This window comes from Rhizobium sp. NZLR1b (assembly GCF_019685155.1).
Lineage (GTDB): Bacteria > Pseudomonadota > Alphaproteobacteria > Rhizobiales > Rhizobiaceae > Rhizobium.
On record NZ_JABDWC010000023.1, the window covers coordinates 64,784 to 83,597 of the forward strand.

18 protein-coding genes and 1 pseudogene are annotated in these 18,814 nt (G+C 57.1%); 16 read left to right on the forward strand and 3 right to left on the reverse strand.

The features are described from left to right. Positions 1-48 precede the first annotated feature (48 nt). The 6 genes from HJB84_RS26370 to HJB84_RS26395 all read left to right on the forward strand — a co-directional run bounded on the left by HJB84_RS26370 (position 49) and on the right by HJB84_RS26395 (position 5,382). Entirely contained in the window at positions 49-984 is a 936-nt protein-coding gene (locus HJB84_RS26370; protein WP_221117351.1) for a pirin family protein, read from the forward strand. Positions 985-1,073: 89 nt separating this feature from the next. Beyond that, complete coding sequence (locus tag HJB84_RS26375; protein ID WP_221117352.1) at positions 1,074-2,324, forward strand: DUF5996 family protein; 1,251 nt, start codon at positions 1,074-1,076, stop codon at positions 2,322-2,324. A 27-nt stretch (positions 2,325-2,351) separates the two neighbouring features. Then, positions 2,352-2,915: a hypothetical protein gene (locus tag HJB84_RS26380; RefSeq protein WP_221117353.1), complete on the forward strand. Its 564-nt coding sequence runs from the start codon at positions 2,352-2,354 to the stop codon at positions 2,913-2,915. 45 nt (positions 2,916-2,960) lie between these two features. Then, the gene (locus tag HJB84_RS26385; protein ID WP_221117354.1) at positions 2,961-3,302 is read left to right on the forward strand and encodes a hypothetical protein; all 342 of its coding nucleotides are present in this window, start codon (positions 2,961-2,963) and stop codon (positions 3,300-3,302) included. Positions 3,303-3,386: 84 nt separating this feature from the next. Then, complete coding sequence (locus HJB84_RS26390; protein WP_221117355.1) at positions 3,387-4,385, forward strand: alpha/beta fold hydrolase; 999 nt, start codon at positions 3,387-3,389, stop codon at positions 4,383-4,385. Between the two features lies 1 nt (position 4,386). After that, positions 4,387-5,382 carry an ankyrin repeat domain-containing protein gene (locus HJB84_RS26395; RefSeq protein WP_221117356.1) on the forward strand — a complete coding sequence of 332 codons (996 nt, stop codon included), beginning with the start codon at positions 4,387-4,389 and terminating at the stop codon, positions 5,380-5,382. Between the two features lie 123 nt (positions 5,383-5,505). Here HJB84_RS26395 and HJB84_RS26400 read toward each other — a convergent pair whose 3' ends face one another. Both HJB84_RS26400 and HJB84_RS26405 read right to left on the reverse strand, forming a co-directional pair. After that, on the reverse strand, positions 5,506-6,867 hold the full coding sequence (locus HJB84_RS26400; protein WP_259671181.1) for an alginate export family protein: 1,362 nt from the start codon (positions 6,865-6,867) through the stop codon (positions 5,506-5,508). Between the two features lie 254 nt (positions 6,868-7,121). After that, a complete protein-coding gene (locus tag HJB84_RS26405) occupies positions 7,122-7,781 on the reverse strand; it encodes a hydrolase (RefSeq protein ID WP_221117358.1) in 660 nt (219 codons plus the stop codon). Positions 7,782-7,923: 142 nt separating this feature from the next. On the opposite strand from HJB84_RS26405, the gene HJB84_RS26410 reads away from it, so the two are divergent. From HJB84_RS26410 to HJB84_RS34180, 5 genes and pseudogenes are all read left to right on the forward strand, one after another. Further along, positions 7,924-8,835 (forward strand): LysR family transcriptional regulator, encoded by a 912-nt coding sequence (locus HJB84_RS26410; protein WP_221117359.1) that lies wholly within the window; start codon positions 7,924-7,926, stop codon positions 8,833-8,835. 448 nt (positions 8,836-9,283) lie between these two features. Next, positions 9,284-10,882, forward strand: a complete 1,599-nt coding sequence (gene metG, locus HJB84_RS26415) for a methionine--tRNA ligase (RefSeq protein WP_221117360.1) — start codon at positions 9,284-9,286, stop codon at positions 10,880-10,882. Between the two features lie 155 nt (positions 10,883-11,037). Beyond that, a pseudogene (pqqE, locus tag HJB84_RS26420) lies at positions 11,038-11,975 on the forward strand (pyrroloquinoline quinone biosynthesis protein PqqE); the annotation flags it as partial. A 616-nt stretch (positions 11,976-12,591) separates the two neighbouring features. Then, positions 12,592-13,218, forward strand: coding sequence for a hydrolase (locus tag HJB84_RS26425; protein WP_221117361.1), 627 nt, complete (start codon positions 12,592-12,594; stop codon positions 13,216-13,218). Between the two features lie 54 nt (positions 13,219-13,272). Further along, positions 13,273-13,569: an antibiotic biosynthesis monooxygenase family protein gene (locus HJB84_RS34180; RefSeq protein WP_405049248.1), complete on the forward strand. Its 297-nt coding sequence runs from the start codon at positions 13,273-13,275 to the stop codon at positions 13,567-13,569. Between the two features lie 215 nt (positions 13,570-13,784). Here HJB84_RS34180 and HJB84_RS26435 read toward each other — a convergent pair whose 3' ends face one another. Next, positions 13,785-14,687 (reverse strand): LysR family transcriptional regulator, encoded by a 903-nt coding sequence (locus HJB84_RS26435; protein ID WP_221117363.1) that lies wholly within the window; start codon positions 14,685-14,687, stop codon positions 13,785-13,787. Between the two features lie 106 nt (positions 14,688-14,793). Between HJB84_RS26435 and HJB84_RS26440 the strand changes: the two genes are divergently transcribed. From HJB84_RS26440 to HJB84_RS33740, 5 genes are all read left to right on the forward strand, one after another. After that, the gene (locus tag HJB84_RS26440; RefSeq protein WP_221117364.1) at positions 14,794-15,528 is read left to right on the forward strand and encodes an alpha/beta fold hydrolase; all 735 of its coding nucleotides are present in this window, start codon (positions 14,794-14,796) and stop codon (positions 15,526-15,528) included. Positions 15,529-15,666: 138 nt separating this feature from the next. Then, positions 15,667-16,341, forward strand: a complete 675-nt coding sequence (locus HJB84_RS26445; protein WP_221117365.1) for a response regulator transcription factor — start codon at positions 15,667-15,669, stop codon at positions 16,339-16,341. After that, positions 16,338-17,666: a HAMP domain-containing sensor histidine kinase gene (locus tag HJB84_RS26450; protein ID WP_221117366.1), complete on the forward strand. Its 1,329-nt coding sequence runs from the start codon at positions 16,338-16,340 to the stop codon at positions 17,664-17,666. The genes HJB84_RS26445 and HJB84_RS26450 overlap by 4 nt, the downstream gene beginning before the upstream one ends. Before the next feature lie 120 nt (positions 17,667-17,786). Beyond that, on the forward strand, positions 17,787-18,089 hold the full coding sequence (locus HJB84_RS33735) for a hypothetical protein (protein WP_259671176.1): 303 nt from the start codon (positions 17,787-17,789) through the stop codon (positions 18,087-18,089). A 69-nt stretch (positions 18,090-18,158) separates the two neighbouring features. Further along, positions 18,159-18,470, forward strand: a complete 312-nt coding sequence (locus HJB84_RS33740) for a CPBP family intramembrane glutamic endopeptidase (protein WP_259671177.1) — start codon at positions 18,159-18,161, stop codon at positions 18,468-18,470. Positions 18,471-18,814 lie beyond the last annotated feature (344 nt).

Sequence of the window (18,814 nt, forward strand, 5' to 3'; positions counted from 1 at the left end):
GCACATCGCGCGACACAAATCGCCAACACACAGGAAAGATTACCGCACATGAGTTGGAACCCCGCAATGGAACCAGGCTGTCCGGACGAGGTTGGCATCGACGCGATCGAGACCCTCATCATTCCCCGCTCTCGCGACCTTGGCGGCTTTGAGGTTCGGCGCGCCCTGCCGGCCCCGAAGCGACAGATGGTGGGACCATTCATCTTCTTTGATCAGGCAGGACCGGCCGAGCTCCTGACAGGTCAGGGCATCGATGTCCGGCCTCACCCGCATATCGGGCTTGGCACGGTCACATACCTCTATCGCGGCGACTTTCATCACCGCGACAGCACTGGAGCCGACCAGATCATCCGCCCTGGTGCGTTGAACTGGATGGTCGCAGGCCGCGGTGTTTCCCATTCGGAGCGAACAACGGCCACTGCCCGAACCGGGCCGAACAGCCTGTTCGGGATCCAGACCTGGCTCGCACTACCGGAAAAGAACGAGGACATGGCGCCGACGTTTAACCACTACGGCGAGGAGATGCTACCGGTGATCGAGGATCACGGGGTGTCGGTTCGGCTCATTCTCGGCAACGCCTATGGCAAGACCGCTCCCGCAACGATGTTTTCCGAGACATTCTATGCCGATGTTACGCTTGAGGCCGGTGCTCGTCTGCCGATGCCGGACAATCACGAAGACAGAGGCATTTATATCGTCGAAGGCTCGATCTCGATCGCCGGCCAGGATTTCGAGGCACCGCAGATGATGGTCTTCCGTCCCGGCGACAGGATCACGGTTGCGGCCGGGCAAAAAGGCGCTCGCCTGATGATCCTCGGCGGCGAGACTCTATCTGGACCGCGCTACATCTGGTGGAACTTCGTCGCCTCTTCGAGAGAGCGGATCGAGCAAGCCAAGGCCGAATGGCAAGCGCAGAAATGGGGGGAAGGCCTGTTCGACCTGCCGATCAACGATCGCGACGAGCACATACCGCTTCCGGAGTGATGACAGTAGCCAGATCGCTTCGGCGATCGATCAATTCCGAAACAGCGGTCCGACTTAATCGCGTTTCGGCAGAAAATGGAGAAAGCAATATGAGCAATAGATGGCCACGCCTCGACTACCTCAGCTGGCGCGAGACGTGTTCCGCCCTGCACCTTTACCTGCAGGTCGTCGGCAAGTACCGGCTGGCTCATACACCGTGGCTCAACCATTCCTGGAACGCGACTTTCTACGTAACCCCTTCCGGTCTGACGTCTTCTCCAATCCCTGATGGTCCTGGCATCGAGATCGTGTTCGACTTTCACGACCATGCCGTGGTCGGCACGAGCGGTGACGGACGCAGGGCTTCGTTTGCGTTGGGGGCGTCTACGGTCGCCGAATTCCATGCGAATTTCGGTCGGCTGGTCTCCGAACTCGGCGGCAGTCCCGACTTCCATGGCCAGCCAAATGAAGTCGCGGACCCCGTGCCGTTCGATGAAGACCATCGGGAACGCCCGTACGATCGTGACGCTGTCCGGAATTTTCATCAGGTGTTGATGGCGATAGACCGGGTATTCAAAGCGTTCCGGACATCCTTCATCGGGAAATCCAGTCCTGTGCATCTTTTCTGGGGCAGCTTCGATTTGGCCGTCACACGGTTTTCGGGACGGCAGGCGCCAGTCCATCCAGGCGGCATACCGGCATTGCCAGACAACGTGGCGCAGGAAGCCTATGACCGCGAGGTGTCTTCAGCGGGCTTTTGGCCCGGCGGTGGCGGCATCGATTATCCTGCATTCTATGCCTATGCCTATCCCGCACCGAGCGGTTTCAGGGCTGCGTCAGTTCAGCCTGATGCAGCGTTCTGGCATGAGGGTCTGTCGGAGTTCATCCTGCCTTATGAAGCGGTCCAGACTGCCGCCGATGCCGACGAAGCGCTGATGGCATTTCTTGTTTCTGCGTATGAAGTTGCCGCCGATCTGGGCGGTTGGGATCGCGACCTGCTCGAGTGCACGTACGGGCAACGCGGCAAAGTTCGTGACGTAAGAGCGAAGGCTCCGGAGAAAGCTGCTCCGTTGATAAGCGAGGAGGTGCAACGGGAGGATGGAGCGTCAAAGGGGCGGTATCGGATCGTGGTCGAGGGCATTGAAGCGGAGATGACCTACAGTCGCGCTGGCAGACAGCTCATCATCATCGACCACACCGGTGTCCCCGCGGCCTTACGGGGGAGAAAAGTCGGTGAGCGGCTTGTGCGCCAGGCAGTCGAAGACGCCCGACGTGAGGGTGTTTCGATCATTCCCCTTTGCCCATTTGCGAAAGCGCAGATTGAACGACATCCTGAGTGGCAGGATGTTCTTCGCAAGTGAGCAGAATGCCCGGCATGGGAGAATGACATGCAGAAAGAAACCGACCCGATCCTGGAGGCAGACAAGCTCCTGATGGCCGCTGTCGATGAGGCAATTGACAACGCTGCCAAGGCCGCAGGACCTGAACTTCAGGCAGTGGGTTTAAGCGTCTCGCCCCGTGATTATTTCGCAGACGGCGTTCTGCGCCACCTGTTCCTGCGTCTGTGCGGAGCCGACCCGGCAACAAACACGGGTGGAGATCCCGAAACGGCATGGAAGATTTTGTATGCAGGGCGCAGCGTTGCCCGTCATTGGGAGAGGGAACGAGGCAAGCCGACGGTGCGGCAAGCGAAGAAGGACCGCCCGGAGGACATCGAAAAGGACAGAAGTGAACGTCAGCAGCTGGCACTCTCCGCGCAGAATTTTGCCGTAACTATCGCTATTCGGGCTTTGCTCGATCACGCGCGCGCTTCGGATCCGGAAATTACAGATCGCCTGGAAGCAATCATCGACGCACGCCACGCGAGGCTTGAATCTAAATCCGACACCGACCACGAGTTTACCGAAAAAGCAAAAACCTATCTGTCGATCCTCACCAGCCGGCCGGACTAGGCGCAACGCTGCGCAACCGGAACCTCACAGTTGATGGAGTTAAACATGACAGAAAGTTGCCCTGTTCTTACACCCTCTGAAAGACAGATCGTCGACGTCATCAAGAGAGCGGACGATGTACTAGCTGCTGCGGTCTCTCTTGCTCTGCAAGAGGCGGTCAAAAAGACTGCCGAAGATATGAGAGCAATCGGTCAGGAGGAATCCGCGCCGGCGATGCAATATTTTGCCAGCGTGATTCATCAAAGAATGTACTGCCTGATGTGCGGTGCGGATCCGGATACTCTCAAAGGCGGCGATCCCGACATCGCCTATCACGTCATCCGCAACAGTCAGAATATCGCCAAGCACTACTGGTCGGCGGATATAGAACCCTACCCACCCAAGTAGGAGGCGGTAGCGCGATAACCGCATTCATAACAGGTTTCGGATCTTGGCTAAGCTTCAGCCAGTAAATACTTGAAGAGATATGGCATGGCATCAGACGCGGATCTCAGTGGCATCGATCGTCAAGTAGTAGACCGAGTGATTGGCATCGGGAAAAACCAATTTCGCATACTGGAGCAAGGACACGGGCCAGCAGTTCTTTTCGCCCATGGTTTCCCCGACACGGCCGACACATGGCGGAGCCAGATGCAAGTTGTTGCGGAGGACGGCTACCGAGCCGTAGCGCTTGACATGCGTGGATTCGGGGCGAGCTATTCTCCTTCGCAGATTGAACAGTACACATCCCCATACATTGTCGGTGATCTGGTCGGTGTACTCGACGCGCTGGAAATCCCAAGTTGCACCGTCGTTGGCCACGACTGGGGCGCTGATCATGCCCAGAAGGCAATGCTGATGCGGCCGGATCGGTTTAAAGCTCTCGTCAGTGTAAGCATTCCCTACGCGCCAAGGGGTGAGACGAGCCTCAACGACAGCTTGCGTGCTCGAGGACTGGGTGATCGCTATTACGCGCTGGCGTTTGACAAACCAGAAACAGAGAAGCAGTTCCTGCCAGCGGAGAAGAGCATTGCGAGCGTTCTGTACTGGCTTTCAGCAAGCCCCCCGCCGGAGCAGCGCTGGGATCCGATTGATCCGGCAAAGCACATGCTTCGCGATGCACCCGTATCCGCTCCTGATTGGGCCGACCCCGACTATGTCCACCGTGTGATTGCTGCTTTTGCCCAATCTGGCTTCGAGACAGGTCTGAACTATTACCGCGCCGTTCCACAAACATTCGAGCTCATGGCCGCGTATAAAAACGCCGTAATTCGACAGCCCGGCCTCTATGTTTGGGGTGCAGCCGATGGGCTTTGCCAGTTCTTCCATCCAGACAACCCAACAGTCAACGACATGCGCGCGAGCCAGCCGGGCCTGGTGGATGTTGTCCGTCTGGAAGACACGGGTCACTGGGTGCAACATGAGGCAGCAGATCGCCTGAATGCCGAATTGCTCAAGTTCCTTCGCATCCATGCTCCACGGGAGATCTGAATTGACATTGATTTCCGCAATACGCGCCGGCGATCTCGCCAAAGCCGGAAGTCTCGTCCGGTCAGGGGCAGATGTGAGTGCCCGCGACGCCGAAGGATTTACGCCCCTGATGATCGCTGCCGGGTTGGGGCAGCCGCAGATGGTTGAATTGCTGCTGGATGCAGGAGCGGATGTTTTAATCCTTGAGCCGCGCATGGGCGCGACGGCGCTTCACAAAGCCGCTCAATCCGGCAATCGTGACGTAATCACGTTACTTCTGCGCAATGGCGCGTTTGTCGATCAGCAGTCACCCATATTGGGAAATACGGCATTGATGGATGCGGTTTTACACAAGCAGGAGGATGGTGTTAGGACTTTGCTCTCCTATGGCGCAAAGACCTCGGTCCGAAACCACTGGAACGAAACGGCTCTCGATCTCGCTGAGAATGACGGCCTCGCTTCGGTGGCGCGGCTGATCCGTGACAAAGTTGCCGCCGACAAAGCAAAAGTCCAGCGATCTGTTCTCGTCCTTGCCGCGAAAACAGGTGACGTGGCAGAAGTGAAACGTTTGATTGCTGCCGGCGTCGACGTCAATCAACGGATGCCGATCACCGGGACGCCTGACGACGAGTATACGCCACTGGGGATTGCCGCCCGGGAAGGCCATGCGGACGTTGTGGGCCCTTTGCAGGATGCAGGTGCAGACGTGCGGCAGGTCGTGGGCCTCATGAAAGGTACACCTTTCCATGAAGCGGCTTATTTCGGGCATGCAGATGTGATCAAGATGCTCTCCCAAACCGGAAGCGATATGGCAAAGCAGCCGGTCGTGGATGCACAGGGGCCCTATAATGGTCTGACAGCACTCCATGACGCTGCGTGGCACGGGCACCTTGACGCTGTGAGATCGTTGATCACCGCAGGCGCGCGTCTCGATCTTAAGGGGCACGCGGGCCTCACGCCGAGAATGCTCGCTCTCCTCTACGGATATGACGAAATCGCGTCGTTGCTCGTTGAATGAGACAAATTCGAGAGCACCTGAATTACCTGCTGTTAATTTCAACGAACAACCGCCACCCAACCGTCTGGCATGGATAACTGCGTTGATCGTGACGACGTCACATAAAGTAACGCATTGCATCTGCTACCAGGCGACTTTCAGTTCCGCTCGGACGTAGTTGCTGTCACGGCCTCCTGCGTTGCGAAGGGTCGAGCCGACCTGGTAATGAACCGCTTCTACCGAGCCGGTAAGATTTTGATTGAACCTGTAGTCGGCCCTCAACTGAGCGTAGGCGCCCGTCCACGGATCTCTCCCGCCTGCGGTCCCGGCAACCGGGACGCTAGGCAAGGTATAAACGGCGTCGTCCGTCGTCTGGCGCCACAGCAGACCGACCCCAGCCATTAAGGTCAGATCCTCCATCGGCTGAACGGTGATGGATGGTTTGAGGTGGATGAGGTTGGCGTATCCTGTATGCCCGCCGAGCGCAAAATAGAACCCGTTTGGAAACAGCGGATTGAAAGTGCCGAGAGTGCCATCATCCGTATCTCGGTCACCTGACGCCATGTCGAACTGCAGACCGATCCTGGGCGACCAAGTGGCCCCTTCAAAGGTGTATCCAGTCCTCGCCCCCAGTGCCCAGGCCAGAATGTCGGCTGAACCGACCTGCCCGACCTGGCCCATCGCTTCCGCGTCCCAGTCGAAACCATCATGCGTCCCGGCCAACCGGATATCGAGCACATGCCTGTCCTCCTCTCCCGAGGCGGTCAGGAAATTGGCGTTCTTGCGTTGGTAGAGCGCGTAATAGGCGGAAGCCTCTGTCGTCGCGGACAGTTGTCGTTCGACCCTGGCGCCGCTGAACCGCAGATCGCTGCTTGATTGATCATCGAAAGGGCCGTCATCGCGATATTGGACAGGCTGACTGACAAGACCATAGAACCGCCATGTCTCCGTTTCCCACCCGGCCCAGACCGCGTCGAACGACTGGCGGACATTCGGCCCGTCACGCGTCGATACAAAACGCTCCAGGTCGAACGCGAAGTCCTGCCGGCCGATCCTCGCACTGAACGTTCCCGCGTCAGTCTCCTGCGTATACCCCAGGAATGCGAGCCGGAGGTCAAATCTGTTTGAATCGTTGGGGCCGACCGCCGTCTTGTCGAAGGCGCGCACATCTTCAAACTGCGTAAACAATTGCCAGTTTTCGTTCAGGTGAACGTCGATATGAAACTGTGCGCGCTGCAACCCGTAGGCATCCCTTGGGTTTGCCGCCACGATTCCGAACGCCGGCGCATCGCTGATTTCAAAGATTTCCCGCAGGTTGAACCCTAATGAGATATAGCTGTCGGGGTTGGAGGGAAATAACGGGATGTATTTCAGGCGATCCAACGCTTGAGTCCGCAGTTCTGGATCCGCGAGAGGCGACCAGTCCTCCTTCGAACGGTCGAGTTTCATAACGGGCCGCTTTGCGACATTTGCATCGTCGTCGGCAAATGCAAACCCGGGCGCCATCTGCGAGAGGGTGATAAGCGCCAACGTTAAAACAATTCTCCTTGCACAGTGGGTGAAGCCAGTGAGGTTCGGCTGTCGCCTCCTGCATCGATCACCGGCGGCGTGCCATTGGGAACCTAGGTTTAAGTTGATCGATCCCACGACGATGTTTTTCGGTAGTTCGATGGGGCAATGTCGGAAGGAACGACGAGGATAGACGGATCGTCCGCAGTGTTCCGGTGCCCCCATCGGTTTCCTCGTCATCCCGGCCATCGTTAAATTCCTGCCGGGGCGTTCGTCACCGGCGTGTTAAGCAGCTGCTGTTCCCACATGTAGGCGATGCCGCTGCCAGCCATATGCGATATCAGCACCTCGGTCAGTTCCTCGACATGCTGGGTGCGCGCCCAGTCCCGCTGCCATTCGCTAGCCAAGGCCAGCCACGTCATCATGTTGACGCCGGCTGCGATCATGCGCTGTATGGCGACCTGGTGAGACTCGACGGAGCTTCCGCCCGATGCGTCGGTTATGACGGTCACGTCCCAGCCTTCGCCAGCGGCCTGGATTGCGGGCATCGCAACACAGACTTCCGTCCAGAGTCCTGCGATGATCAGTTGCTTACGCCCGGTCGCCTTGACCAAGTCCACCACGTTCTTGTCTTCCCACGTATTGATCCACGTCCGGTCGATCACTTCCTGCCCCGGGAAAACATCGGTGATCTGCTTGAAAAGCTTACCGCCGCGATCGGCAATGACACTGGTAAGGATCGTCGGAACACCGAAGGCCTTGGCCACCTTGGCCAGCGCAGTCGTGTTGTTGACGACAGCCTGAGGGTCGTGACTATTAACGTTGGTCAGCTGATAAGGCTGATGATCGATAAGGACGAGAACAGAATCTTCGGGACGAAGGAGAGAATCTAGGCCGTTACGAAAGGTCATGGATACATCCTGTATTGCAGGTTAATAAAGCTCGGTACGAGGACGCCTTCGGAAAGCCATCCACCGCGGAACCTGCCATTCTCTTTTGTGGCTCGGTAGTCCTCGGTTGTGTCATGCTGTGTTGCAGGAAAGGGAACGCGAGTTGGAAATAGAGGATCTGCGGATATTCGTTGAGGTTGCTGATGCAGGTGGGGTGTCGCCAGCAGCGTTGCGGCTGGGCATTTCAAAATCGATGGTCAGCCGACGGATTACCCAGCTTGAAGCAGACCTTGGGACACAGCTACTTGCAAGGACAACCCGTGGTGTAGCGCTCACCGAAGCAGGTGCTACATTCAGGGAATATGCAGCCCGGATTTCCGCGGAACTGGAGACGGCACGCGAAACAATTCTGCCAGCCGGGGAGCTCCGGGGGCGTATGCGGGTCGCCGCACCACTATCATTTGGTCCAACGCATTTTGCTCCCATCCTCTCCCAGATGGCGCGCCGACACCCGAAGCTAACCATCCATTCCTGCTATACGGATCGTTTCGTCGATCTCGTCGGAGAGGGTTTTGATTGCGCAATTCGGATGGGGCACCTGCCGGACTCAAATCTCGTCGCAAAACGCGTCGGACCAATCTTTGGCAAGCTGGTAGCGAGTCCTTCCTACATCGAGGCTCACGGTGCTCCGTCAACACCGGATGAAATTGCGGATCATGAAGTCGCTATGCGGGATGCAGAAACCTGGAAGTTTATGGATGGCGACAAGATTGTATTGGTTCGACCCCAGGGGCGTTTCGTCGCCGATAACGCGGTATCGCTTCTGGCGGCCGCTCTGGACGGGGTCGGAATAGCCTACCTGCCGGAGCCGCTTGTTGCAGATCACATCTCTTCGGGCGCACTTGTGTCGATCATGACACGCCACCCGATACCGCCAGCCGGCATTTTCGTCGTCAGGCCGCCCAGCCAATACCCTACGAGAAAAGTGAGGACGCTCACCGAAATGCTCATCGAATGTTTTGGAAACCCAGCCGGCAGCGAGGGCGCGGTGGGGTTTGACAAAGAAGTCGAATGATCGGCGCAAGGGTAGCGTTCACATTTTGAAGTCGACCGGATTGCTTCCGCTGCGGGCTTCGCCGCGGGATTCGCGTCGTCAGCGTCCTCATCGACTGGCAGTTACAATCCTGTCATCGCGAAACGGCTGAGGTCGGTCATGCCAAATACGAACGGCACCGTTCCGTGTCGGCCGAACCCGTGATCGGCAACCCGGGATGAAGGCGTGCAATGAAATCTGCAAAACAGTGTCGCGTGGCGCGCGGAACGCATAATGCCTTGTTGTACGGGTCGGCAGATGCTATCGCTTAAATCATGCATTGTAACCCGATCAACGCCACGATGATGATGCTGCGCTCATAGCGTGGCGGGTTTCGTGCGTCTTCGGTGCATCAGAGACCGCCCTTCGAGGCGGTTTTTCTTTGGTGATCCGCCTCCAGGGCCTTTCCAGCTTTCGAGAGGACACTCCAATGAAAACATCGTCCAAATACCTCACCACCTCCATACCTTATGTGAACTCCTCACCGCATGTCGGTTTTGCACTCGAACTTGTGCAGGCCGATGCCTATGCTCGCCATTTTCGGCTTCTCGGGAAGGATGTTCGGTTTCAGTGTGGGACCGACGACAACAGCCTGAAAAATGTGCGCGCGGCAGAAGCCGTGGGCCAAGGTGTTGCAGATTTTGTCGCGGCCCACGGCGACAGCTTCGAACGGCTCGGCAGACAGCTTGATATCTCCAACGACGAGTTCGTTCGCACGTCGCGCGATCCAAGACACCTCGCTTGCGTCCACTCCCTTTGGAATGCCTGCAACGCCAGAGGAGATCTTTATCGGAAGGCTTATGAAGGCTTATATTGCGTGGGCTGTGAGCAGTTTTACGAACCATCGGAACTCGATGACGGGAAATGCCCCGAGCACGGCGTGGCCCTTGAACTCATTCGGGAAGAAAACTGGTTTTTCCGCCTTTCCCGATACGGCGACCAGATCCTTGATCTGATCGAAACGCAAAAGCTTCAGGTTACGCCTGCGCACAGACGCAACGAAGTCGTCGCCCTGCTCCGGCGTGGACTGACGGACATCAGCGTGTCGCGCAGCTCAGAGCGGGCGCGCGGATGGGGCGTGCCGGTCCCCGGCAGCGACGAGGTCGTTTACGTCTGGTTTGATGCGCTCGCCAATTACTTGACCGGCCTCGGGCACGGATCTGACGACTTGGTCTATCAGCGCTACTGGGCCGGTGATGGCGAACGCATCCATTTCGTCGGAAAGGGCATCTCGAAATTCCATGCCATCTATTGGCCGGCAATATTGTCATCCGCCGGACTACCCCTGCCCTCATCCATCTTCGTACACGGCTATCTCACGGTCGACGGCAGGAAAATCGGCAAGTCGGCCGGAAACGGAATTTCCCCGGATCGCCTCATCGAGGCGTACGGCACACCGGATGCCCTCAGATACTATCTGCTTCGGCATATCCGCTCCGCAGATGACGGCGACTTTTCCGAAGAACGGCTGGAGGCAGTATGGTCGGGGGAACTTGGCGGACAACTGGGAAACCTGGCGAACCGGGTGCTGACACTTCTGGGCAATGCGTTCGATGGAATCACACCTCAAGTCCCGGACAGTGCGCTGGTGCGACAAGCATCAGGACTTTACGAAAGAGTTCATCAGGCTTTCGACAATTATGAGCTTCATGTCGGCCTCACCGAGATTTTTGTCTATCTGGGCGAGGCGAACAGAGAATTTACGCGGCAGGCTCCCTGGGCGGATGCGAGAGCACTGCTCGGACACATGGAAACAGACAAGCGAGCCGCGATCGCGCATCGCCTCGGGGCCACATTGGCGGAGCAGGTTCACGGCCTCGCCATTGTAGCGCGTTGTCTCCTGCCTTTCCTGCCGAGGGCGGGGGCCGAATTGCATGACAAGCTTGGCCTTGTAGCGCCGGCAAGGTACGACGCCCCCCTGGCGGTATCAGGCGGCAGAACGTTGCCTGGCGCAGTTCTGTTTCCGCAGCGGAGGGCTCAGCTCTCCTCCGCTTCCGCCAGCAATGAAGCGATTTCGTCGTATCCATAAAACATAGCCAGCTCACCGGCGCTTTGAACCAATCGTCGACGTTAACGAGCCCTGTTCGGCGATCCGGAGTGGTGGTGTTTTGAGGGACACCACCATCGACATCTGGTGCCTGGGAACAGGATCCGACGGTCCCTTTTACGTTGTACAATGTCCAGCAGGCGGCAGCGCTCGGCGTTTTGCACCTCCATCTCTCCGGTGGCGAGCCGGCGGCGCGGGGCGATCTGGTTGAACTGACGATTGCCGCTGCCGGGGCGGGTCTCTATACCAATCTCATCACCTCCGGCATCGGCCTTACCGAAAAGCGGATCCCAGCACTCTCTGAAGCTGGGCTCGATCATCTGCAGCGCTCAATTCAAGGCGCGACACCGGCGTCGGCTGACAAGGCGGGTGGCTACAAGGGTGGATGTCCGCAAAATCGCGGTCGCCGAACGGACGCACGCCGCCGGCATTCCGCTCACCGTCAACGCCGTCTGCCACAAACAGAACATGGACCAGATGGGCGACATGCTGGACCTCGCCGTGAAGCTCGGCGCCCGGCGCATCGAGATCGCCACGGTGCAGTTTCACGGCTGGGCCGACCGGAACCGCAAGGCGCGCTGATGCCGACCAAGGAACAGTTCCTGCGCGCTAACGCATTCGTCGAGGAGGCCCGCAAGCGCCTCGAAGGCGTAATCGTCATCGACTATGTCGGAGCCGACCATGACGCCAGCTACCCCAAGGCCTGCATGTGCGGCTGGGCCCGCACCGGGTTGAACGTCACGCCGTCCGGTAAGGTCCTGCCCTGCCACGCGGCCGAAACCCTCCCTCGCTGCAGTTCGACAATGTGCGGGACCCGGCCTCTGGCGGAGATCTGGTACGACGGCAAGGCTTTCAATGCCTATCGCGGCGACAGTTGATTCCGGAGCTGCGCCGCAGCTGCGATCGCAAGGCGATCGATTTCGGCGGCTGCCGCTGCCAGGCCATTGCGCTGGCACGAGGACGCTTCGGCTACCGATCCCGTCTGCAACCCCTCGCCGCTGCGGCAATTGCTGGTGGAGCAGGCTGACGTAGATAGTCACGCGAGCAACCGGAATTCATCTATCGTAGCCGGTAGTCCCGGCGCTGGCTGGAGGGAATATCTGGTACAACCAGGACACCAAGGTACGTTTCCCAACGAGCATAAGAGCGTCTGAACTGACAACAACCACAAATCTTGCTTCTTGTATTTTCTAGCGTTCCCGGATCGAAAGCTCGTCGGCTCCACGGAAGCGGCAACCGAAGCAACCCCTCGTTCCTGTTTCTGCGACACAGTTAATCGTTTCCCGCGACTACAACTGCCCGTCCGCCGTCGATATTACTGCTTTTCGAACAGGAGGTCTTACGTGCGCAACATTCCCGTCATGACGAGGACTATCCCCATCGCGGCTCGTTTTTACGTTTGAGATCGTTAATGCGGCACGGGTTAGCGGTCGATCACTGAGATCTAGGATTTCGGGCGCGCACTCGGTGACGGGCGGCCATCGGATATTTCCGGCGCGCCAGCGCGTTATTTACGGTCGTCGGCGGACGTGGAAGGCCTATCGAAAAAGGCATCGTCAATGCCTCTTAAAATGTCTCGGGAAGGACAGGTCCTTCTCACTGACCTGTGGGCGGGAGCGCGCTTGCCCTTCCACCTGATCCGGGCTCCGGCCCGTACTTAGCGCGGAATGTTCAATCAAGGAGATCTTTTCATGACCAGCGAGGCAATTCGCAATCCGAGGACAGACCATCTGCTCACGCCAGATAATGCAGCTTTTATAATTATCGACTATCAACCGATCCAGGTCTCTTCAATTCGCTCGATGCCGCGGGACGAACTGGTGTTCAACATCGTCAGCACGGCAAAAGCAGCGGTCAATTTCGACCTGCCGATTATCCATTCAACCGTCAACATCAAGACCGGGCGCAACAAGCCACCGATCCAGGAACTGCAGGATGTGCTTGGTCACCTGCCCACGTATGACCGGACTTCGATTAACAGCTGGGAGGACACCGAGTTCAAACAAGCCGTCAAGTCCCTCGGGCGCCGCAAGCTTATCATGACGGCGCTCTGGACAGAGGCATGCCTGACCTTCCCCGCACTTGATGCACTTCAGGAAGGCTATGAGGTCTACGTTCCGGTAGACGCAGTCGGCGGTACGTCGTTGGCTGCACATGAGGCTGCCCTACGTCGGGTCGAACAGGCCGGAGCCAAGCTGATCAGCCGTGTACAGATGTATTGTGAGCTCCAGCGCGACTGGTCGCGTGACGCAACAGTGCCAGGCTTTATGGACGTCTTTGAAAGCGCCGACGGCTTCAATCCTGAAAAAGCAGCTTAACTTGCTGCTTGATTGATCAAAAAGAGCGGCGGTCGCGAACGCAGCCGCCGCATTTTGCTGAGGGAGAGAACCATTGAGCGAAGTAAACCTCGTCGTCGGCCTCCCATCGACAGCGGGCAAAGAGGATGGACTCGGAGAGAGCTGTCCGCTCTCGTCGAGCCTTCGCGCAACGAGGACGGAAACATCAGGTACGATCTGTTTGAAGACGGGGGAAAGCCCGGACTGTTTGTTCTCATTGAAGAGTGGGCATCTGTCGATCAGACCCGACATCACGAACACAGCGCCCATATCCGGCATTTCCATGCAAACGGTGACAAAAACGTTGAAACACGAACTTCGCGCATGTTTTGACACGCGTAGCCTGAGCTAAATACGCTCGCAGGCATGCTGATGAGGGCGAGCACGGCAAGGCGAGTTTCTTGGGAACACCAGCGACCGTGAACGTTGGCTTGGACCGACGTACATGTTGCCGATTGGACTAGCGTCTCGCCTATTCCGCGACGAGCCGCAGTCAGGGCCTGAAGTTATCGATCAGCCGGTCCAGAGCTGTTGAAGTCGAAGGTTTCTTATTTTGAACGATGTATATGTTTCAAATGATCGATCATCGCTCTGAACGCGGGAGCTGTCCGTGTCCTGTCCGGATAATACAGACTAAACCCTGGCAGGTCGCTAAGCCAATCCATTAAGACCGGCACCAGTTTCCCCGAAACGATGTCGCTGTGGACTTGCGAACGAAACAGGTAAGCCAATCCGAGCCCGTCCAATGCTGCGGCGCGGATCGCTTCGCCATCGTTGAGGACCAAAGAACCATCGGTAGCATACTCGGCCTTCTGTTTGCCCTTCGTCAACGGCCATCGATAAAGCCTGCCGGAACTGACATAGCGGTAACCTATGCAGGCATGACTGGCGAGCTCTTCGGGCTCAAGCGGCACCCCACGCTTTTCGAGATATTCTGGTGAGGCCACGATAGATACAGCGGTCGAGGAGGTCAAAGGCACCGAGACCATATCCTTTTCGATGAGCGTGTTGAACCGGATCCCGCCGTCGAAGCCGTCGGAAACGATTTCGCTTAATCCTTCGTCGATCGAGATTTCCACGGAGACATTCGGAAACGTCTCCCGGAACGATCTCATCGCTGGTCTGAGTATCGTCTCGTAGGCGACAGGGACCATAGTTAATCGAACCGAACCGGAAATTGTCGTGCGCATTTCCTGAAGGCCTGCCAGACCATCACCGATATCCTGAAGGGCCGGCACCAACGTATCGAGCAGTTTCTGGCCCGCTTGTGTAGGCGAAACGTTTCGCGTAGTTCGGGCCAGGAGCGCCATGCCGATGCGGCTTTCAAGCTGGCTCACGGCATAACTCAGAGAAGACTGTGAAATCCCGAGCTCTGCGGCTGCGGCAGTGAAGCTTCGATGCCTCGCAACTGTCTCGAATACGGCAAGGTCACGAAGAACAAGACGATCCATTTATTCAACTCATCGATATCTTTATGCAAATATTATGGCCTAATCGATAACCGCAGCAAGAGCTATCTTCCAACCGTCCCCATCAAAGGCCGAGGAAGAAATGATTATGAGAAAGTTCCTGCTCACCCTTTTTGCCGGCGTGGCAATTTGCAACCCAGTCTATGCCGGCGCGCAGAACGTGGTGCTCGTTCATGGTGCGACGATGGACGCATCCGGATGGCGGCGCGTCTATGAGATCCTGACGGCAAAAGGCCTTTCTGTCAGCGCGGTTCAGCTACCACATACGAGCCTTGCTGATGACATCGCAGCGACCCGTCTGGTCATACAGCAGCAAAATGGTCCGACTGTCCTGGTGGGGCACAGCTACGGCGGGGCGGTCATCACCGAGGCAGGTAACGAGGATAAAGTTCGGGCGATGGTTTATGTCGCAGCGCTCCAACCGGACGAAGGTGAAAATCTCACCGAACTCTCCCAGCGCTTTCCCATGAAGATTGATATGAAAATGCTCGACAAGCAGAGCTTTGTTCCGTCTCCTAGTACGTATCGCGAGAGTATCGCTGCGGACCTGCCAAAAGAAGTTACCGATTTCATGTCGGCATCGTCCAAGCCGATGACACTTGAGCCCTACCAGACCCGGTTCAAGCACGCCGCCTGGCACGACAAGCCTACCTTCGGCATTGTATCGACTGAAGACAAGGTGATTCCGCCAGCTCTGTTGCGCTGGATGTACAAGCGCGCCGGAAGTGAAACAACCGATATCGCTTCAAGCCATATGGTCTACATGTCCCACCCTGACGAGACGGCAAATGTCATCCTCAAAGCAGCAGCATCAGTGGACTGAACGAAAGCTTAAGCGCCAATAACTTGTCTAACTTGAGCCTTACTTGGAGGATTAACCTACCAATTCCAGGTCCGACCTCGGACTAAATGTTCGGATCGGACCGCATGGAACCATGCGTGGTCGCACGATAGGGGAGACATGAGGGTCCTGCTCGTTGAAGATGAAGCTGAATTTGCGAAGGCCTTAAGAGGTGCGCTCAGCCGCGATCGTTTTGTGGTCGACTGGGTGGACAGCATATCGCTCGCCAGTGAAGCTTCGAGGTCGGGAGTGCATGACCTTATCTTACTGGATCGCACGCTACCTGACGGCGACGGTCTTGACCTGATTCCGCAGTTCCGTATGGATACTCCTGGTGTACCAATCATTGTGCTAAGTGCTCGCGGAGAACTGTCTGATCGGGTCGCCGGGCTGGACGATGGTGCCGACGATTATCTGGTCAAACCTGTCGATCTGGAAGAAATGCTCGCTCGAATCCGTGCCGTGCAGCGTCGTCCGAGCGAGCTGGTGCCGGACGAGATCGAAATTGGTGATCTGGTATTCGACATGGCTTTTGGTGAAGCGCGAGTAAAAGAGACGCGGCTAAATTTGCAGAGGCGGGAGGTGAGCGTCCTTACCGCACTTCTACGCAGGCGGGGACGCGTTGTCCTGCGCGAGTCTCTCGAGGAAGCTGTCTATGGCTTCGACGATAACATCGAGTCGAATACACTTGATTCACACGTCTCACGTCTTCGTCGAAAATTGAAAGATGCCGGCGCTGGCATCGAAGTCCATACGGTCAGAGGCGTAGGCTATCTTCTCAGGGCGGCAGATTGAGGCGCTCGCAACCCTCTCTGAAGGCTCGCCTGATTTTTCGGCAGCTTGTCCTTCAGTTTCTGGCGATCGCGATCGCGGCCATCGGCCTGGTCGTCTTCTTCGTGAATTCAACCCTCGATGGGATGTACGCTGACGAAGGTGTCGCAAAGGTCGCTGCAAATTCGATTGCTCGCGACAATCATGGAGCTCCCATAGTTGGGGTCACGCCCGAAATGGCGGAACTTCAAAAGGAGTCGCCGGACCTCTGGTTCGGGGCACGTCTGTCCGACGGCAGTGTGATTACTTACGGCGAGGTGCCACCGGAGCTCGCTTCTCTTGTTCCCCACCTTGATAAACTTTCCTCCGCGGACATACGCGGGCACGTGGCACCATTTAGGCTATCCGCGGTCGTGCGATCGGTGACCGGGCCGGCAGGCGAAATGAAAATCATTGCGCACGGCCGTGTCCAGCCATTCACAGTGCTGATCACGATGGCGTCGAATGTTGTAGCCATATCCATATTTCTCGCCCTGGCGCTTGTCTCCGTTATCGCGACACCGATCATTGTCAAGCGTGCCTTAGCCGCCGTCACAACGGTTGCAGAGGAGGCAGAGCAAATAGATGCAGACCGTCGCGGTTTCCGACTATCTGAGGACAAGATCCCGCGTGAGATAGGTCCTCTGGTTCGCGCTTTTAATGGAGCGCTCGGCCGTCTCGATGATGCTTTCGACCGCCAGCGACGTTTCATAGCATCAGCCGCCCATGAGCTGCGAACACCCATCGCAATATTGCGCATGAAGATTGATGCCGCAAACGAAAAGGGCACACGCTCGCTTCTACCAGACGTGTTGCGGCTAGCGAACCTCTCTGAACAATTGCTGGATATTCACCGTCTGGACAGTGGAACACCAGCCGATCGGATCGATGTTTCTCTGATGGCACGCAACGTCGCCGCCGATCTTGCGCCCATGCTTGTCGCCTCAGGGAAATCAATTGAGGTGACCATCGACAAGCCCGGGATGATGATTGGCAACGCGATCTCGATTGAGCGAGCACTTACGAACCTTATACAGAATGCGGTTGAACACGGTGGTGAACAAATCCTGGTGCGGGTCGACGGCGCCTCCTTTGAGGTTGAGGACAACGGCCGTGGCATATCGAAAGAAGAGCAGCTACGAATATTCGAGCCATTCTATCGTTTAAGACCGCGTTCCGCTGGTGCTGGCCTGGGTCTTAACCTCGTCAAGCAAGTCGTCGATCATCACGGGGGGCACATCAACATTGCGACGGCGACCAGCGGGGGTACGATCGTCAGGGTAGGGTTTCCGGCAATTCAAGATATGTAACGCAGCCAATGTTGGCGCAACGTTCCTCTGCACATCTATACGAGGCGGATCGTCTTGGCGGGCTGCCAGGCCCATCGTTCATCTCGATTGACGCCGTATATCATACAGGGGCTGGTAGTCATGACAGATAGTCAATTGGAAAGGCCAGGTTGGGTCGAGATACTGATCGGGCTCGCCACGTATGTGGTCCTTCTTGTTATTTTCGGCTTGCTCATGGGACTTCTCCCCGACAAAAACCCTGTCCTTTTGGGCATCGTCGGCTCGACCGCCGGCGGCTTTGTCTGCCTCGGTGCCTTCGCACTCGCATTCTGGTTTCGGATACGGACGTCAAGCGCATTCGGGTTCAGGCCTACGTCATCCCGGTGGCTTTTGATCGCTGCCGGGACCGGGATCCTGGGCTATGTTTTCAACCTGATCATCTAATTTACTTACCTATCGTGGTTCGGGAGCAATGATCCGCAGACCATCCTACACGCGGCCGCGCGGGGAGGAATGCTGCCACTTGTCCTGTCCTTTCTGGGTGGCGCTATCTTCACCCCCTTCGGCGAGGAAGTCTTGTTTCGCGGCGTGGTCGCGAACGGTCTTAACCGTTACGGACCCTTTGCCGGTGTTGTTCTGAGTTCAATTATTTTTGGACTTGCGCACGGCCTCAGCGTGATACTGCCGATCGCCATCATGGTGGGCGTATTATCTGCGTCCTTGTTTCGAGCAACAGGTTCCGTTTGGCCAAGCGTCGTCCTTCATTGCGTCTACAATGGCGCAAACAGCGGTGCGTCAGCGATAGGCTTTGCACCGATGCAATGATCTGGTGACGTAAACGCTTCGTCACCCCAGCGTGAGCGCCCTCACCTCCTGAGAAGCTATGAACTTCAAAGGTTGGGGGCAAACGTCGCAAGCGATTTCACATTGGGCATGGGTCTGGTGGAGAGAGTAACTAGCCGGCCAACGTAGCTGCTTGCCGTGCTTTTGCAGATCTGGACAATGTTGCCGCAATCTTCGTCTGGTCATCTGCAGCTCCTGTTGGTTGAGGAGGTCATCTAGACCGCCGGCGCCCACCGCTTGCGCCGCCAATGAACGGCCAACACCCAATCCCATGAATGGAGATCAATCGAATGCTGCAACGTCCATCCGTCGAACGAACTCGGAAG

What these genes read in the sequence shown, in the direction of transcription:
- HJB84_RS26445 (WP_221117365.1), top strand. Translation starts at nt 15,667, where the DNA reads ATGAGGGTCCTGCTCGTTGAAGATGAAGCTGAATTTGCGAAGGCCTTA.
- HJB84_RS33740 (WP_259671177.1), top strand. Translation starts at nt 18,159, where the DNA reads ATGCTGCCACTTGTCCTGTCCTTTCTGGGTGGCGCTATCTTCACCCCC.
- HJB84_RS26400 (WP_259671181.1), bottom strand. Translation starts at nt 6,867, where the DNA reads ATGGCGCCCGGGTTTGCATTTGCCGACGACGATGCAAATGTCGCAAAG.
- HJB84_RS26375 (WP_221117352.1), top strand. Translation starts at nt 1,074, where the DNA reads ATGAGCAATAGATGGCCACGCCTCGACTACCTCAGCTGGCGCGAGACG.
- HJB84_RS26390 (WP_221117355.1), top strand. Translation starts at nt 3,387, where the DNA reads ATGGCATCAGACGCGGATCTCAGTGGCATCGATCGTCAAGTAGTAGAC.
- HJB84_RS26405 (WP_221117358.1), bottom strand. Translation starts at nt 7,781, where the DNA reads ATGACCTTTCGTAACGGCCTAGATTCTCTCCTTCGTCCCGAAGATTCT.
- HJB84_RS26385 (WP_221117354.1), top strand. Translation starts at nt 2,961, where the DNA reads ATGACAGAAAGTTGCCCTGTTCTTACACCCTCTGAAAGACAGATCGTC.
- HJB84_RS26425 (WP_221117361.1), top strand. Translation starts at nt 12,592, where the DNA reads ATGACCAGCGAGGCAATTCGCAATCCGAGGACAGACCATCTGCTCACG.
- HJB84_RS26440 (WP_221117364.1), top strand. Translation starts at nt 14,794, where the DNA reads ATGAGAAAGTTCCTGCTCACCCTTTTTGCCGGCGTGGCAATTTGCAAC.
- HJB84_RS26435 (WP_221117363.1), bottom strand. Translation starts at nt 14,687, where the DNA reads ATGGATCGTCTTGTTCTTCGTGACCTTGCCGTATTCGAGACAGTTGCG.
- HJB84_RS26380 (WP_221117353.1), top strand. Translation starts at nt 2,352, where the DNA reads ATGCAGAAAGAAACCGACCCGATCCTGGAGGCAGACAAGCTCCTGATG.
- HJB84_RS26370 (WP_221117351.1), top strand. Translation starts at nt 49, where the DNA reads ATGAGTTGGAACCCCGCAATGGAACCAGGCTGTCCGGACGAGGTTGGC.
- HJB84_RS33735 (WP_259671176.1), top strand. Translation starts at nt 17,787, where the DNA reads ATGACAGATAGTCAATTGGAAAGGCCAGGTTGGGTCGAGATACTGATC.
- metG (WP_221117360.1), top strand. Translation starts at nt 9,284, where the DNA reads ATGAAAACATCGTCCAAATACCTCACCACCTCCATACCTTATGTGAAC.